The following is a 14,552-nucleotide window of genomic DNA, read 5'->3' as shown; positions in this document are numbered from 1 at the left end:
ATGAACATCTCGGGATTCCGGGTTCACGCTTCATCGGCTTCGCCGACCGCAGCGTGCCCCGGAATGACAGCCAGGGACGCAGGGCTTCGCTTCCAATTGAATGGCGCCCACGCGCCGTCGCTTTCGCGCCATCGCGCAAATTCGCCTCCCCCGGTTTCCCCTCGCCCAACGAGGGGGACGACGCGCCGAAAGGCGCAACTTGTATAGTCACGCTCCGGGCCACGGCCTGCGACGGCCCTGTCCCGGCGCGCGTCGCCTTTCGGCGCGCCATCGCGGCGTCTTGTGTCCGGGGGACCGTGCTTCCGGGGACGTGGCGGGCCTCCGGCAACTGCCGTCAGCCCCGGCGTTTCCGCCGTTCGCCTGTCCCGCGTCCAGCCGACAAAGTGCGGCAGAGCCCCGTAGTAGGCCCGGACGGCGACCCCCGGCCTCCCGGGGCCGTGGGTGCGAGCCACGTCCGCAGGCGCCGCATCCCGCTCCACTCCCAGAGCGCCCTCGAGAAGCGCCCCTCATGGGCGGGACGGGGAGGGGTATATAGTCCTGTAGGGATATTGTCAAGATAACTATGGCGCGGACAGCTACAAAAAGCTTCCGTAATTTTAAAAAACTGACTTCTATTCGGCGTACTTTCTTCAAATCTTTACAAGGAGCGGTCCGTGACAAGTGAGATTAGTTGGGAGGATTTCAAATTTTCTGTCAATGAACTTCTCGAGAAAGCCAGTGCAGATGGCACGACAATACTTTTCCGAGGACATGCATCCAGCTCTTGGAAGCTGGACACCACTTTGCAGCGAAGCGAGCACTACGAAGAAGTGTCCGACTACTATCGACTGATTCTCAGGATAAAATCGGAGGTCCAGGCTCTGACGGAAAATTCGTGGCTTGACGAACCGAATTTTTCGATTCTGGAGCCGAAAATCTTAAACGACTACGATAGCTTTAATCGAACGTTCAATTTCGGAAACTTGCCTCACTATGCGTACATGGTCTATTTGCGTCATCATGGCTTTCCGTCCCCATTATTAGACTGGAGCGCATCCCCCTTTGTCGCCGCTTACTTTGCCTTTTACTCTGTCACGGAGGAAAGCGTTGCTATATTCGCGTTTCGCGATAGAGCAGCCGGCGGCTTTAAGGTCGGGGGAAGCGATAGTCCATCAATCACGCAGTTGGGGCCGTACGTTCTCGGGCCGAAACGACATTTCTCGCAGCAATCGCAATATACAATTTGCACTTCTTGGGGCGGAGGGAGACCGCTATTTGCGGACCATTCCGAGGTCTGCCAGCCTTACGATCCAGAGGCAAAATTTCAGCAGGACGTAGTTTTTAAGTTTGTTATCGCGAATAGCGAACGAAAAAAGGCTCTCAAAGAGCTGCAGCGCTATAATCTAAGTGCGTTCACCCTTTTCGGCTCGGAAGATAGCTTAATGGAGAGCCTGTCCATTCGGGAGGAGCCTTAATTCACGAAAGCTATTCCGATGTCGTTTTCGAGAGAGCCTATCGCTCGCCATACGATGGAGGCGTTACTTCGAACGGCACGTCCTGGCCGGCCCGCGGGTCGCCGTTGTCGAGCAGCACGTCCTGTATCATGTCCGGCAGTTTGCGGTACAGGATTTCGAACGTATCCGATTCGGTCACCAGCGGGATCGTGTCGCTCTGCACGACCCAGACCTGGGCTTCTTCGTCGTAGTCGACATTGATGATGAGGGACAGGGTCGTCTCCCGGCGCAATGGTTCGGCCTTGTTGAAATCATAGCGCGTCGGGGTGAATTCTCAATTGGATATCACCGGCGGGCCGTGCGCCGTGCGGCTCCCCCCTCTCCCTGACCCTCCCCCACGAGGGGGGAGGGGACACTGCTGCCGTGCCGTCTCAGAAGAAGCTACCGCTTCTTCCACCCGCCCCGATGCCCCGGCGCGCCGCCGGAGCTTCTGGCGGTCGGGCCGAACTCCGGTCCCGATTGCCGTGAATCCTTCGGCTGGAAGATCTTGCTCTCCGTCCCCGGGCCCATTTCGTCGAGCGTCGGCTTGCGCGGACGTCCGACCTTCTTGCCGCGATCCGGCAGCACTTCGTGCCAGGTGGCGATGCCCATCTCATCCAGGCCGGGCTTGTGCACTTTCGACGACGGCGTGTTGTTGCCGCCGCGCTTGGCCGAAAGCTTCGGCATGTTGGCGCTGGCGCCGAACTGCTTGTCGCCCTTGAACGAACCGGCCGCGCCGGCCACCTTGCGCTGCTTGGCGGTGGGGTCGTCCACGACAGCTAGCTCGGTCGCGCGCAACCGCTTGACCTCGTCGCGCAGTCTTGCTGCTTCCTCGAAGTTGAGGTCGGCGGCGGCTTCGCGCATGCGGGTTTCGAGATCGCCCAGCACGGCCTCGAAATTGTGCCCGATGGCCATGACGTCGTCGGCCATGCCGCCATTGCCGATTTCCACCAGCACGTGGTCGCGCTCGTAGACCGAGTTCATGATGTCGCCGATCGACTTCTTGATGCTCGCCGGCGTGATGTTGTGGAGCGTGTTGTATTCGACCTGCTTTTCGCGGCGGCGGTCGGTCTCGGCGATGGCGCGCTCCATCGAGCCGGTCATCTTGTCCGCATAGAGGATCACCTTGCCGTCGACGTTGCGCGCCGCGCGGCCGATGGTCTGGATCAGCGACGTCTCGGAGCGCAGGAAACCTTCCTTGTCGGCGTCGAGCACGGCGACCAGCGCGCATTCGGGAATGTCGAGGCCTTCGCGCAGCAAATTGATGCCGACCAGCGCGTCGAACGCGCCGAGCCGCAGGTCGCGGATGATCTCGATGCGCTCGATGGTGTCGATGTCGGAGTGCATGTAGCGCACGCGGATGCCCTGCTCATGCAAGTACTCGGTCAGATCCTCCGCCATGCGCTTGGTCAGCACGGTGATCAGCGAGCGATAGCCGGCCGCGCAGGTGGCGCGGACCTCGCCGACGAGATCGTCGACCTGGGTGCGCGCCGGGCGGATGTTGATCGGCGGATCGATCAGCCCGGTCGGGCGGATGACCTGCTCGACGAACACGCCGCCGGATTCGTTGAGCTCCCACGCGGAGGGCGTGGCCGACACCGCGACCGATTGCGGGCGCATCATGTCCCATTCCTCGAAGCGCAGCGGCCGGTTGTCCATGCAGGAGGGCAGGCGGAAGCCATATTCCGCCAGCGTCGCCTTGCGCCGAAAATCGCCTTTGAACATGCCGCCGATCTGCGGCACGGTGACGTGGCTCTCGTCGGCGAATACCAGCGCGTTGTCCGGCACGTATTCGAACAGGGTCGGCGGCGGCTCGCCCGGCCGGCGGCCGGTGAGATAGCGGCTGTAATTCTCGATGCCGGCGCAGGAGCCGGTGGCTTCCATCATCTCGATGTCGAAGGTGGTGCGCTGCTCGAGCCGCTGCGCTTCCAAGAGGCGGCCCTGTTCGTGCAGCTGCTCGAGCCGCCATTTCAACTCGGCCTTGATCGACTTGATCGCCTGGATCAGGGTCGGCCGCGGCGTCACGTAATGCGAGTTGGCATAGATCTTGATGAATTCCAGCTCGTCCTGCTTGTGGCCGGTGAGCGGGTCGAATTCCTCGATGGTCTCGACGGTGTCGCCGAACAGATTGACGCGCCAGGCGCGGTCTTCGTAGTGCGCCGGGAAGATGTCGATGACATCGCCGCGCACGCGAAAAGTGCCGCGGGTGAAGTCGTGTTGTGTGCGCTTGTATTGCAGCGCCACGAGGTCGGCGATCAACTGCCGCTGGTCGATGCGCTCGCCTTTCTTCAGGGCGAAGGTCATCGCGGTGTAGGTCTCCACCGAGCCGATACCGTAGATGCATGACACGGAAGCCACGATGATGACGTCGTCGCGCTCCAGCAGCGCGCGCGTCGCCGAATGGCGCATGCGGTCGATCTGCTCGTTGATCGAGGAATCCTTCTCGATATAAGTGTCGGTCCGCGGCACATAGGCCTCGGGCTGGTAGTAGTCGTAATACGAGACAAAATATTCGACGGCGTTGTCGGGGAAGAAGCTCTTGAACTCGCCATAGAGCTGCGCCGCCAGCGTCTTGTTCGGCGCGAGGATGATCGCCGGGCGCTGCGTCGCCTCGATCACCTTGGCCATCGTATAGGTCTTGCCGGAGCCGGTGACGCCGAGCAGCACCTGGGTGCGGTCGTTGCGGCTGATGCCCTCGACCAGTTCCTTGATCGCGGTCGGCTGGTCGCCCTTCGGCTCGTATTCCGACTTGATGACGAATTTCACGCCGCCTTCGGACTTGTCGGGGCGTGGCGGGCGATGCGGAACCCAGATCTTGTCGTCCTTGAATTCGGGGCGGCCATTGGTGACCAGCGCTTCCAGCGCGTCGGCGGTGGCCTGCACGCCCAAAGCTTCCATCTTGTTGCGCGGCGGGCGGGCCAGCGCGGCATTGTCCTCTTCCTCGGTGGTGAAGCCATATTGCTTCGCCAGTTCCGGGTCGAGCGTCGGGATCGCCGCATGCGTGCCATAGACGGCCTGCGGCGCTTCCTCGAAACCCTGTTCGCTCAGCCGCAGCGCGTAAGGCCGCGCCGGCTGCGGCAGCGGCTGCAACGGGGTGGGGCGCGGACCGCTATCGCCCTTGAAGTTCTTCGGCGTGGAGGCGCGGGCGCGATGCACCGCTGCCTCGCCGCCGGAGCGGCGCTCCAGCGAATTGCTCGGTGGCGGCTGCAGGCCGGTCGAGGAACCCATGCCGGCCTCGCCGCGGTTGATCGCGGGATTCAGCAGTTCGGCCAGCGCCGGGCCGATCGGCTTGACCTCGGGTCGCCCCGCGCCGGGCTTCGCCGCCGGGGTCTTCGCGCGCTTGATGGGGGACTTCTTGGGTGTCTCGGGAGTTTTCGCCATACAGGGAATATGGGGCGAGTCCCCCGGCGATAAAAGCCCTGCCGCCGCGGCTTCAGCAGCGCATTTCCGGCGGGCGCGGCCTGGTCATCTTCCTCATGTCCCGAAGTCGGGGGAACACCGAAAAGCTACAGCGCGCGCGCGGCGTTGCCCTTGAACAGGATCGGGCCGGTGGGCCGGCCGATCGGCGAGCCGCCTTCGGGTTCCAGGGTGATCTCGAACAGCTGGTCGGCGACCGTGTCCGGCAGCGATTCCAGATTGAGCTGCAATGTGCGGGACTGCGAGGCGAGGCCGATCGATTTCGGCCCGATCGCACGGTCCCACAGCGTCCAGACCTGCAGCGTGCGGCCGGCCGGCACGTCGATGGCGCGCAGCGGGATCAGTTCGACGCGGCCGTTGGAGAACGTGTTGACGATCGCGCCGGCTTCTTTGGTCGTATCGTTGACCAGCACCGCGACATAGATCGGCTTGCGCTGCGCCAGCGCCACCAGTTCGTGGCGAAGCTGCCGCGAAGTCGCCAGCGCGCCGATCATGATCATCGCGAAGGCCAGCGCCGCAAAGGCGCCGCCGATCCCGGCGCCGCGCCAGAACCGCAAATTGTTCCACAGCGTGGCACCGCGCAGCGCGTTGCGCGCGCCCGGCAGCGGGATCGCCGGCGCAACTCTGGTGCTTGCGGCAATGCGGTCCCACAGCGCGGCGCTGGGCTGCATTTCCTCGGCGGTGGCATCGAGTTCGGCGAGCCGCTCGCGCCAGGCATGGACCGCGCCGGCGAAGGCGTCGTCGCTGTCGAGACGCGACTCCGCGGCGGCCAGTTCGGCGCCTTCCAGCAGGCCCATCACATAGTCGGCGGCGAGGTCATTGATGTGGTCGTCCTCGGGCAGGCTCATCCCATGCACTCCTGCAGCGAGAACAGGCCGCGGCGCACCCAGCTCTTCACGGTGCCGAGCGGCACCTTCATGCGACCGGCGAGTTCGCCGTGGCTCATGCCATGCGCATAGGCCAGCACCACCACGTCGCGCCGTGGCCGGTCGATGCGCTCCAGGCAGCGCCGCAGCGCCGAGGTCTCGGGCAACCGCGTCATGGTCGCCTCGCAGTCGATCTCGAGCGCGGTTTCGACGGAGGCGTCATAGCGGTGCTCGTTGCGGTGGATGCTCAGCGCGCGGTTGCGCACGATGGCATAGAGCCAGCCGCGCGCGCTGCCGCGGTGCGGATCGAAACCGGCCGCGCTGCGCCAGATCCGCATGAAGGCGTCATGCACGGCTTCTTCCGCGAGGTCCTGCCGCAACAGGATGCGGCGCGCGACGCCGATCATCCGCGGCGCCTCGCCGGCATAGATCATCTGCAGCGCGGCCCGGTCGCCCGCCGCGCAGCGCGCCAGCGCAGCCGCGAGCTGCGCCTCGCGCTCGTTGTCGAGCAGGCGTCTCTCGCTCCGCTTCGTTATGGTGCCACTCCCGGTCATTCCGATGCCTTTGCATGTCCACTGTACTCTGGCCGTGCGGCATTTGGATGCAGTGGCTCGGAAATTATTCGCAAAATTATTTTGACCGCCGTGCATCCAATCCACGGGGTCGGCCGGTACTCCCTGTGTCGATCCCGAGAGGATCGTGAAACCCAGGGAGCTACCCATGAAGATTCACTCGCTACTCGCCACCTCCGTCGCCCTGCTGCTGACCTCCGCCGCCGCCAACGCCGCGCAGGTCGCAGCCCTGGTCGGTGGCGATACCATCGCCATGGTCGATACCGCCCAGAAGAAGGCCACCGGCTCGGTCAAGGTCACCGGCATCACCGGCATGCTGGTCGGCATCGACGTGCGACCGTCGGACGGCCTTTTGTACGGCCTGGTCGATGACGGCACCGTCGTCACCATCGCCGCCGACGGCAAGGCGACGATGAAGTCCAAGCTCGACACCATGCTGGCCAAGGGCGTCACAGCCACCGTCGACTTCAACCCGGTCGCCGACCGCCTGCGCGTGATGGGTTCGGACGGCATGAGCCTGCGCGTCAATGTCGACGACGGCAAGGTGACCAAGGACGGCGACCACAAATACGCCGAAGCCGACATGCACAAGGGCGAGAAGCCGAACGTCATCGCCGGCGCCTACACCAACTCGGTGAAGGGCACCAAGGAAACCGCATTGTTCAATATCGACGGCACGATCGGCGCGCTGGTCAAGCAGGCGCCCCCGAATGACGGCATCCTCGGCGCCGTCGGCAAGCTCGGCATTAAGCCTTCCGCGGTGGCGTTCGACATCTGGTCGGACGGCACCAAGAACGAAGCCTGGCTGATGGCCGACGGCACGCTGTATTCGGTCGATCTCGCCACCGGCAAGGCCACCGAAGCCGCCAGGATTGCCGGCGTCACCGGCAAGGTGACCGACATCGCCATCATCGGGATGTAAGTTTCAACGAACGGGAAAATGAACGATGCCGCGTCCGCAAGGGCGCGGCATTTTCATGCGCGGGAAAGCCGTTGACTTGCCGCGTCAAATCCGGCGACCTTCGCGTACCCGCATCTCCCTCCGATGCTCCCCTCCATTCCTTGCGCCCGTGCATGACGGCTGCGGAGAATTACGATGACACGACAACTCTACGAACTGGTCGGCACGGATGCGGATCGTCCGTTCAGCCCGTTCTGCTGGCGGACGCGGATGGCGCTGGCGCATAAGGGGCTCGAGACCGCCTCGGTGCCGTGGCGCTTTACCGAGCGCGAGGCGATTGCGCCGCACGGGTCCGAGAAGGTCCCGGTGCTGATCGACGGCGATCGCACGGTGTCGGACTCCTGGGCCATCGCCTGCCATCTCGAAGACGCCTATCCTGATCGGCCCTCTTTGTTCGGCGGCGACGGCGGCCGTGCGATGGGGCGGATGCTGAACTGGTGGGGCGATACGGTGGTGATCGGAGGCCTGTTTCCGATGATCGTCGCCGATATCTGGGCGCATCTGCGGCCGCAGGACCAAGCCTATTTCCGGCAGTCGCGCGAGGCCCGTTTCGGCAAGACGCTGGAAGAGGTTTCGGCGGATCGCGAGCAGCGCGTCGCCGGCTTCCGCAAATCGCTGGACCCGATGCGGCTGACGCTCAAGACGCAGCCCTTCCTCGGCGGCGAGGCGCCGAACTATGCCGACTATATCATGTTCGGCGGCTTCCAATGGGCACGCGCGATCAGCGCGTTCCCATTGCTGGCGAAGGAGGATGCGATCTACGCTTGGCGGGAAAAGCTGCTGGATGCGTTTGGCGGTCTGGCGCGGCGCTCGCCGGGATATGACGTTTAGGCGTGACCGCCCTCAATTGTCTGTGACGGCCGCCATCGGAACGATGAGCAATTGGCCGGGTTAGGCGTGCTCATCACGAGGATTGCAGCATGACCACCCAGGACAACGATTCTACACGCCTATCACTCACGCGACGAAACGTCGTCGGCGGAGCAGGCTTGGGTCTCGCCGGTCTGGCAACCTCGGCCGCTCCCGCTTTTGCGCAAGGAAATCCGCCGATGGCCGCCGTTCCGCTCGAAGATCCCCGCACCAAATATCCGGTGCCGCCCTACAAGAAGCAGTCGCAAAAATGGCCGGGCCTGGCCAGCCAGATGGATCCGCTGCCGGACCATGGCGAGAAGAGCTACAAGGGGTCAGGCCGTCTTGCCGGCCGCAAGGCGCTGATCACCGGCGGCGATTCCGGCATGGGCCGCGCCGCGGCGATCGCCTATGCGCGCGAGGGCGCCGACGTCGCCATCAATTATCTACCGGATGAAGAGCCCGACGCACAGCAGGTTATCGCGCTGATCAAGGCCGAGGGCCGCGTCGCGGTGGCGATCCCCGGCGATCTGCGTTCCGAGGCGTTCTGCCAGGAGATGGTCGCGAAGGCGGTGCAGGGTCTCGGCGGGCTCGACATTCTCGTCAACAATGCCGGCCGGCAGCAGACCCAGGCCTCGATCATGGACATCACGTCGGAAGAATTCGACGCTACCATGAAGACCAACATCTACGCGCCGTTCTGGACCATCAAGGCGGCGATGCCGCATCTCAAGCCGGGCGCGGTAATCATCGCCAGCTCGTCGGAGCAGGCGATCGATCCCTCGGCCGAACTCTACGATTACGCGCAGACCAAGGCCGCCACGACCAGCTACGTCAAATCGCTGGCCAAGCAGCTGGCGGCCAAGGGCATCCGCGTCAACGCGGTGGCGCCCGGTCCGATCTGGACGCCGCTGCAGGTGTCCGGCGGGGCGACCATGGAGAAGCTGGAGAAGTTCGGCGCCACGACGCCGCTCGGCCGCGCCGGCCAGCCGGTCGAGCTGGCATCGATCTATGTGCAGCTGGCGGCGCCGGATGCGACCTACGCCACCGGCCAGGTTTACGGCGCCGCCGGCGGCTCTGGCCAGCCGTAGCGCAGCCGGCTGTCACGGCCTGCCGGATCACATCGGCGCCGGACCTCGCGGTTCGGCGCCGGTTGTTTTTTCACACACATCGATAGGGACATTCTTAACCGGTAGGCGCATAAGGGTCGGAACATTCCCTGACTGAATTTTTCAAGGCCGCCATGTCTTTTCCGATTGATCCCGACACCGATGCCAAGATGTTTGAACTGGCGCCGGTTTCGCTGTGGATCGAAGACTACAGCGACGTCAAGGCGCTGTTCGAGCAGTGGCAGGCGCAGGGCGTCGATGACATCGGGACCTATCTGCTGGCCAATCCTGCCCGCGTCCAGGAATGCTCGCAGCGCATCCGCATCCTCCGGGTCAACCGCAAGACGCTGTCGCTGTTCGGGGCGCGCGACCTCAACCATCTGATGGTCAGCCTCAGCCTCGTGATGCGCGACGACACCTTCAAGAGCCACGTCTCGGAGCTGGCGCAATTGTGGAGCGGGCAGACCCAGTTCTCCAGCCACACCGTCAATTACACGCTGGCCGGCGACCGGCTCGACATCCAGTTGCACGGCACGGTGCTGCCCGGCCATGAAGCGCGCTGGGACCGCGTCATGATCGCGATCGAGGACGTCACCGAACGCGAGGGCGCGAGGCGCCGACTTGCCAAGAGCGAGGACTATGCGTTCGGCCTGTTCGCGCATTCGCCGGTGTCGCTGTGGGTCGAGGATTTCAGCGGTGTGAAACGGCTGATCGACGAAGTGCGCGAGCGCGGCGTCGAGGATTTTCGCGTCTTCACTGACGTGCATGAGGAGTTCGTGTCGCGCTGCATGAGCGAGATCCGCGTGCTCGACGTCAATGCCCGCACGCTGGAACTGTTCGGCGCGCCCGACAAGGAAACCCTGCTGCGCAATCTGGGCGACGTGTTTCGCGACGAGATGGGGCCGCATTTCCGCGAGCAGTTGATCGACCTGTGGAATGGCAAACTGTTTCAGCAGCGCGAGGTGGTCAATTATGCGCTCGACGGCACCAAGCTGCACCTGCTGCTGCAATTCTCCGTGCTGCCGAACCACGAGCGCGACTGGTCAAGGGTGCAGGTTGCGCTGACCGACATCACCGCGCGCAAGAAGGCGGAAGCCTATCTCGAATATCTCGGTACCCACGACGTGCTGACGCGAACGCTCAACCGGTCGTTTTATGTCGACGAGTTGAACCGGCTGGAGCGCAGGGGCCAGCAGCCGGTCACCATCATCATCGCTGATCTCAATGGGCTGAAGACCGCGAATGACGAACTCGGCCACGCCGTCGGCGACGCGCTGCTGCGCCGCGCCGGCGAGGTGTTCGGCTCGCTGGTGGAAAAGCCGGCGACGGTGGCGCGCATCGGTGGCGACGAGTTCGCGGTGCTGCTGCCCGGCACCGACGCCGCCGGCGGCGAAGCCGTGCTGGCGTCTTTGGCCGAACTGATCGAGGTCAACAACCAGTATTATCCGGACCTCGAGCTCAGCGTCTCGACCGGCATCAGCACCAGCCGGCCCGGCGAACGGCTCGAGCAGGTCGTCAAGCGCGCCGACATGCTGATGCTGCAGGCCAAGCGGCTGTACTACATCCAGACCGATCGCGACCGCCGCAGCGCCGGCGCGCACTGAAACAGGTTGCGGCGATCGCAGCAGGTTTCCTGAATTTGCCCTTTATCCCAAAAGACAAGATACTCCGCTCCGGCTAACGTGGGAATCTTCATGGCGAACCGGCTCGGAGCGTTCGAGATGCGGCGGCTGGAGGCGTTGAGCAACACCATTTTCGGTGTGGCGATGACGCTGCTGGCCTACGATCTGCCGAAGCAGAAACTGATGGTCGCCACGCCGGACTGGCACGCGATTGCCGCCGTGTACGGCACGAACCTGCTGGCGCTGCTGCTCAGCTTCGTCATCGCCGGCATGTTCTGGTTCAGCCACCAGCGCCGGCTTGCTTATGCGCCGGACGGCGGCCGCGCCGCCGTGCTGGTCAATCTGCTGTACCTGCTCTCGATCATCCTGCTGCCGGTGACCTCCGGCCTGTATGGCAGCTATTCCCAGGCCCGCGACGTCGCCACCCTCTATGCGTTCAACCTGGCGCTGATCGCGACCATCAACCTCGTGCTCTGGGTGATGGCGGCCGCGCCCGGCCGGCATTGGCAGATGCTCGGCGCGCCGGCGTTCTCGGCACTCGTCTTCGTCGTCGCTTTTGCCGTGGCGCCGTTTGCGCCGGGGTTTATCACCTTCATCTGGCCGCTGGCGTTCATCGCCCCGTTTTTCGCGGCTAAAGCCAATGGCGGCGACGGAGAAGTCAGCTAGCCGCGTCGACTGCAGCCCCCGTCTTGTTGCGCAGACACTCCCGACACAGGCAGTCGCCGCCCGCGGTCGGCATCGGCAGCGCGACCGGCTCGTCGATGCACCAGCAGTTGCCGGACAGGTCGCAGCCGAATTCGGTGCCGCATTCGGCGCAGACGAGGCGACGGCTGGTCGGAACGATCGTTACTCTCGAATCTGTCATCGGTTCAGCCAAATTTTGACCGGGTTTTCATCCAGCGTTCATTGATCGCAGCCGTATAGTCAGCCGCCGGCGATCATACGTCGATGTCGTGATCAGAGAAAGCCGAGGAGTTGGGATGGCCCGCGATCCGCAGATGGCGCTTGTGGCGCTCAATCGCTTCGGCTTCGGCGCCCGCGGCGGCGCGGCCGGCGATTTCGTCAGCGCGGCCTCCGATCCGCGCGGCTTCGTCAAAGCGGAGCTTGCGCGTGCCAATGGCGCGCTGCTCGAATTGCCCGGCCTGCAGTCGACGCCGGCGCTGGGGCAGGCGCTGTTCGCCTACCAGCTCGAGGTCAAGGCGGCGCGTGACGCCGTCAAGGCTGCCGAGGCGCCGCCGGCGATGGATGGCAACGCCGATGCGATGAGTGCCGGCAATACGGTCATGACCGTGCAGCCCGATGCGCCGAAGCCGCCGGTCGCGCAGCCGCCGCCCAATGTCGTGCAAAAGGTGTTCACCGCAGAGGCACTGGCGCGGATCCAGCGCGCCACCATCGCCGATGGCGGCTTCGTCGAGCGGCTCGTCACCTTCTGGTCGAATCACTTCTGCATCTCCGCCAGCAAGGGCGAGCCGGCGCGGATCTGGGCGGGCTCGTTCGAGCGCGAGGCGATCCGCCCATTCGTGCTCGGCAAGTTTGCCGGCATGCTGCGCGCGGTCGAGCAGCATCCGGCGATGTTGTTCTTCCTCGACAACCAGCAATCGATCGGCCCGGAATCGAAAGCCGGCCAGCGCGGCAAGCGCGGCCTCAACGAAAACCTCGCTCGCGAGATCATGGAGCTGCATACGCTCGGCGTCGGCGCCGGCTATACGCAGGCCGACGTGACCGCGCTGGCGCGCATCATCACCGGCTGGACCTTCGCCGGCCGCGACGGCAAGATCGGCCTGCCCGGCAGCTTCGCGTTCAACGCCAACGCGCATCAGCCGGGCCCGCAGCTGCTGCTCGGCAAGAGTTATGACGACGCCGGCGTGGGGCAGGGTGAAGCCGCACTCGCCGACATCGCGCGGCACCCGGCCACGGCGAAGTTCATCGCGCATAAATTCGCGCAGCATTTTGTCGCCGATACGCCGCCCCCGGCGCTGGTCGCGAAACTGCAGGCCGTGTTCTCGAAAACCGATGGTGATCTGAAGGCGCTGGCGCTCGCGCTGGTCGATTCCGACGAGGCGTGGACCGCGCCGCTGACCAAAATGCGCTTGCCGTATGAATATCTCATCGCCACCGGCCGCATCCTTGGACGGATTCCCGAAGAGCCTAACCGCACCATCGGCAGCCTCGCCATGATGGGCCAGCCGCTGTGGACGCCGCCGGGGCCGAACGGCTTCGCCGACAGCAACGCCGCCTGGGCGGCGCCGGAAGGCCTCAAGCTGCGGCTCGATATTGCCGCGCAAGTATCATCGAAGATCGCCGACAGCATCGATGCCCGCGACTTGCTGGAAGTGGTGGCGGGCGAGGCGGCATCGAACGAGACGCGACAGACCATCGCGCGCGCCGAGACGCGACAGCAGGCGCTGGCACTGCTTCTGATGTCACCGGAATTCCAGAGGAGATGACGATGGATTGCGAAACCCGGATCTTTCCGACGCGCCGCTCGCTGCTGCTGTCAGGCGCCGCCTTTGCCGCCTGGGCCTACATCCCGAAATTCGCCCGCGCGGCGGGCGCGCGTGATCCTCGGCTGGTCGTCATCATCCTGCGCGGTGCGCTCGACGGTCTCGCTACCGTGGCGCCGATCGGCGATCCCGATTACGCCGGACTGCACGGTTCGATCGCGCTCGCCAAGGACGGGCCGAATGCCGCAGTTATGCTCGACTCGTTCTTTGGCCTGCATCCGTCGATGCCGCAATTCGCGCGGATGTACCGCGAGCGCAAAGCGGCCGTGGTGCATGCGGTGGCCACCCCGTATCGCGAGCGCTCGCATTTCGATGGCCAGGATACGCTGGAGAGCGGCTTCCCCGGCCCCGGCCGTGTGCAGTCCGGCTGGCTCAACCGCGCGATCGCCGCTCTGCCGCGCGGCGAGCGCGTCTCGTCGGGGCTCGCCATTGGCCCGACCACGCCGCTGATCTTGCGCGGCGCGGCGCCGACCGTCGGCTGGTCGCCGGTCAACCTGCCGAATGCTTCCGATGACACCGCGGCCCGCCTGATCGAGCTCTACCAGCATCGCGACCCCGCGCTGGCGACGGCGCTGTCGCAGGGATTGCAACTCGACAAGCTCGCCAAGGGCGACGCGATGAAGCCCGTGCCCGGCGTCAAGATCTCGGCGATGCAGCAGGTGGCGCGCGGCGCCGCCAAATTGATGGCCGCCGACGACGGCCCGCGCGTTGCGGCATTGGCGTTCGACGGCTGGGACACCCATGCGCAGGAAGGCGGCCCGGTTGGACGCCTCGCGCAATTACTGGGCGGGCTCGACGGCGCGCTCGCGGAGTTCGAAACCGGGCTGGGCTCCCACTGGCGCGACACCGTGATCGTCGTCGCCACCGAATTCGGCCGTACGGCAAAGATCAACGGCACGTCCGGCACTGACCACGGCACCGGTACCGTGGCGCTGCTCGCCGGCGGCGCGGTGGCCGGAGGGCGGGTGATCGCGAATTGGCCGGGGCTGCGCGCCTCCGATCTTTACGAATCCCGAGATCTCGCGCCGACCATGGACCTTCGCGCGATCCTCAAGGGCGTGCTGCATGACCACCTCGGCCTCGGCGAACGCGTGCTGGCCGACAGCGTATTCCCGGACAGCGCGATGGTGCGGCCGGCGAAGGGGCTGGTCGCCTGATACCAGTCCGGCATGGAAGGCGG

General features: G+C 64.9%; 13 protein-coding genes. 8 read left to right on the top strand and 5 right to left on the bottom strand.

Going from position 1 to position 14,552, the window contains the following annotated elements; all coding sequences use genetic code 11:
- Positions 1-653: 653 nt before the first annotated feature.
- Positions 654-1,454: an FRG domain-containing protein gene (locus tag FNL56_RS22040; protein ID WP_143582385.1), complete on the top strand. Its 801-nt coding sequence runs from the start codon at positions 654-656 to the stop codon at positions 1,452-1,454.
- A gap of 37 nt (positions 1,455-1,491) precedes the next feature.
- Here the strand turns inward: FNL56_RS22040 and FNL56_RS22035 are convergent, their stop codons facing one another.
- The 4 genes from FNL56_RS22035 to FNL56_RS22020 form a co-directional block, all read right to left on the bottom strand.
- Positions 1,492-1,725, bottom strand: a complete 234-nt coding sequence (locus FNL56_RS22035) for a DUF1902 domain-containing protein (RefSeq protein ID WP_246660753.1) — start codon at positions 1,723-1,725, stop codon at positions 1,492-1,494.
- Between the two features lie 149 nt (positions 1,726-1,874).
- On the bottom strand, positions 1,875-4,853 hold the full coding sequence (uvrB, locus tag FNL56_RS22030) for an excinuclease ABC subunit UvrB (protein WP_143578285.1): 2,979 nt from the start codon (positions 4,851-4,853) through the stop codon (positions 1,875-1,877).
- A 125-nt stretch (positions 4,854-4,978) separates the two neighbouring features.
- Positions 4,979-5,737: an anti-sigma factor gene (locus tag FNL56_RS22025; protein WP_143574996.1), complete on the bottom strand. Its 759-nt coding sequence runs from the start codon at positions 5,735-5,737 to the stop codon at positions 4,979-4,981.
- Positions 5,734-6,309, bottom strand: coding sequence for a sigma-70 family RNA polymerase sigma factor (locus FNL56_RS22020; RefSeq protein ID WP_143574995.1), 576 nt, complete (start codon positions 6,307-6,309; stop codon positions 5,734-5,736). The genes FNL56_RS22025 and FNL56_RS22020 overlap by 4 nt, the downstream gene beginning before the upstream one ends.
- A 166-nt stretch (positions 6,310-6,475) precedes the next feature.
- Between FNL56_RS22020 and FNL56_RS22015 the strand changes: the two genes are divergently transcribed.
- The 5 genes from FNL56_RS22015 (at position 6,476) to FNL56_RS21995 (ending at position 11,534) form a co-directional block, all read left to right on the top strand.
- The gene (locus FNL56_RS22015) at positions 6,476-7,249 is read left to right on the top strand and encodes a DUF4394 domain-containing protein (protein ID WP_143574994.1); all 774 of its coding nucleotides are present in this window, start codon (positions 6,476-6,478) and stop codon (positions 7,247-7,249) included.
- 174 nt (positions 7,250-7,423) lie between these two features.
- A complete protein-coding gene (locus FNL56_RS22010; RefSeq protein ID WP_143574993.1) occupies positions 7,424-8,119 on the top strand; it encodes a glutathione S-transferase family protein in 696 nt (231 codons plus the stop codon).
- 218 nt (positions 8,120-8,337) lie between these two features.
- Positions 8,338-9,228 carry an SDR family oxidoreductase gene (locus tag FNL56_RS22005; RefSeq protein WP_246660752.1) on the top strand — a complete coding sequence of 297 codons (891 nt, stop codon included), beginning with the start codon at positions 8,338-8,340 and terminating at the stop codon, positions 9,226-9,228.
- A gap of 152 nt (positions 9,229-9,380) precedes the next feature.
- On the top strand, positions 9,381-10,850 hold the full coding sequence (locus FNL56_RS22000; protein ID WP_143574991.1) for a sensor domain-containing diguanylate cyclase: 1,470 nt from the start codon (positions 9,381-9,383) through the stop codon (positions 10,848-10,850).
- Positions 10,851-10,940: 90 nt separating this feature from the next.
- Positions 10,941-11,534, top strand: a complete 594-nt coding sequence (locus FNL56_RS21995; protein ID WP_143574990.1) for a TMEM175 family protein — start codon at positions 10,941-10,943, stop codon at positions 11,532-11,534.
- Here the strand turns inward: FNL56_RS21995 and FNL56_RS21990 are convergent.
- Positions 11,527-11,733: a hypothetical protein gene (locus tag FNL56_RS21990; protein WP_143574989.1), complete on the bottom strand. Its 207-nt coding sequence runs from the start codon at positions 11,731-11,733 to the stop codon at positions 11,527-11,529. The genes FNL56_RS21995 and FNL56_RS21990 overlap by 8 nt on opposite strands.
- Positions 11,734-11,848: 115 nt before the next feature.
- Here FNL56_RS21990 and FNL56_RS21985 point away from each other — a divergent pair, with 115 nt between their 5' ends.
- Positions 11,849-13,315, top strand: coding sequence for a DUF1800 domain-containing protein (locus FNL56_RS21985; protein WP_143574988.1), 1,467 nt, complete (start codon positions 11,849-11,851; stop codon positions 13,313-13,315).
- Positions 13,312-14,529 (top strand): DUF1501 domain-containing protein, encoded by a 1,218-nt coding sequence (locus FNL56_RS21980; protein ID WP_143582384.1) that lies wholly within the window; start codon positions 13,312-13,314, stop codon positions 14,527-14,529. The genes FNL56_RS21985 and FNL56_RS21980 overlap by 4 nt, the downstream gene beginning before the upstream one ends.
- Positions 14,530-14,552 lie beyond the last annotated feature (23 nt).

The sequence above is a fragment of the Tardiphaga sp. vice304 genome (assembly GCF_007018905.1).
Taxonomy (GTDB): domain Bacteria; phylum Pseudomonadota; class Alphaproteobacteria; order Rhizobiales; family Xanthobacteraceae; genus Tardiphaga.
This window is presented reverse-complemented; position numbering and strand designations above follow the sequence as displayed.

Bases quoted from the DNA above. Each gene is read 5' to 3' on its own strand.
- FNL56_RS22005 (WP_246660752.1), top strand. From the start codon at position 8,338: ATGGCCGCCGTTCCGCTCGAAGATCCCCGCACCAAATATCCGGTGCCG.
- FNL56_RS21990 (WP_143574989.1), bottom strand. From the start codon at position 11,733: ATGACAGATTCGAGAGTAACGATCGTTCCGACCAGCCGTCGCCTCGTC.
- FNL56_RS22015 (WP_143574994.1), top strand. From the start codon at position 6,476: ATGAAGATTCACTCGCTACTCGCCACCTCCGTCGCCCTGCTGCTGACC.
- FNL56_RS22000 (WP_143574991.1), top strand. From the start codon at position 9,381: ATGTCTTTTCCGATTGATCCCGACACCGATGCCAAGATGTTTGAACTG.
- FNL56_RS21980 (WP_143582384.1), top strand. From the start codon at position 13,312: ATGACGATGGATTGCGAAACCCGGATCTTTCCGACGCGCCGCTCGCTG.
- FNL56_RS22025 (WP_143574996.1), bottom strand. From the start codon at position 5,737: ATGAGCCTGCCCGAGGACGACCACATCAATGACCTCGCCGCCGACTAT.
- FNL56_RS22010 (WP_143574993.1), top strand. From the start codon at position 7,424: ATGACACGACAACTCTACGAACTGGTCGGCACGGATGCGGATCGTCCG.
- FNL56_RS21995 (WP_143574990.1), top strand. From the start codon at position 10,941: ATGGCGAACCGGCTCGGAGCGTTCGAGATGCGGCGGCTGGAGGCGTTG.
- FNL56_RS22020 (WP_143574995.1), bottom strand. From the start codon at position 6,309: ATGACCGGGAGTGGCACCATAACGAAGCGGAGCGAGAGACGCCTGCTC.
- FNL56_RS21985 (WP_143574988.1), top strand. From the start codon at position 11,849: ATGGCCCGCGATCCGCAGATGGCGCTTGTGGCGCTCAATCGCTTCGGC.
- uvrB (WP_143578285.1), bottom strand. From the start codon at position 4,853: ATGGCGAAAACTCCCGAGACACCCAAGAAGTCCCCCATCAAGCGCGCG.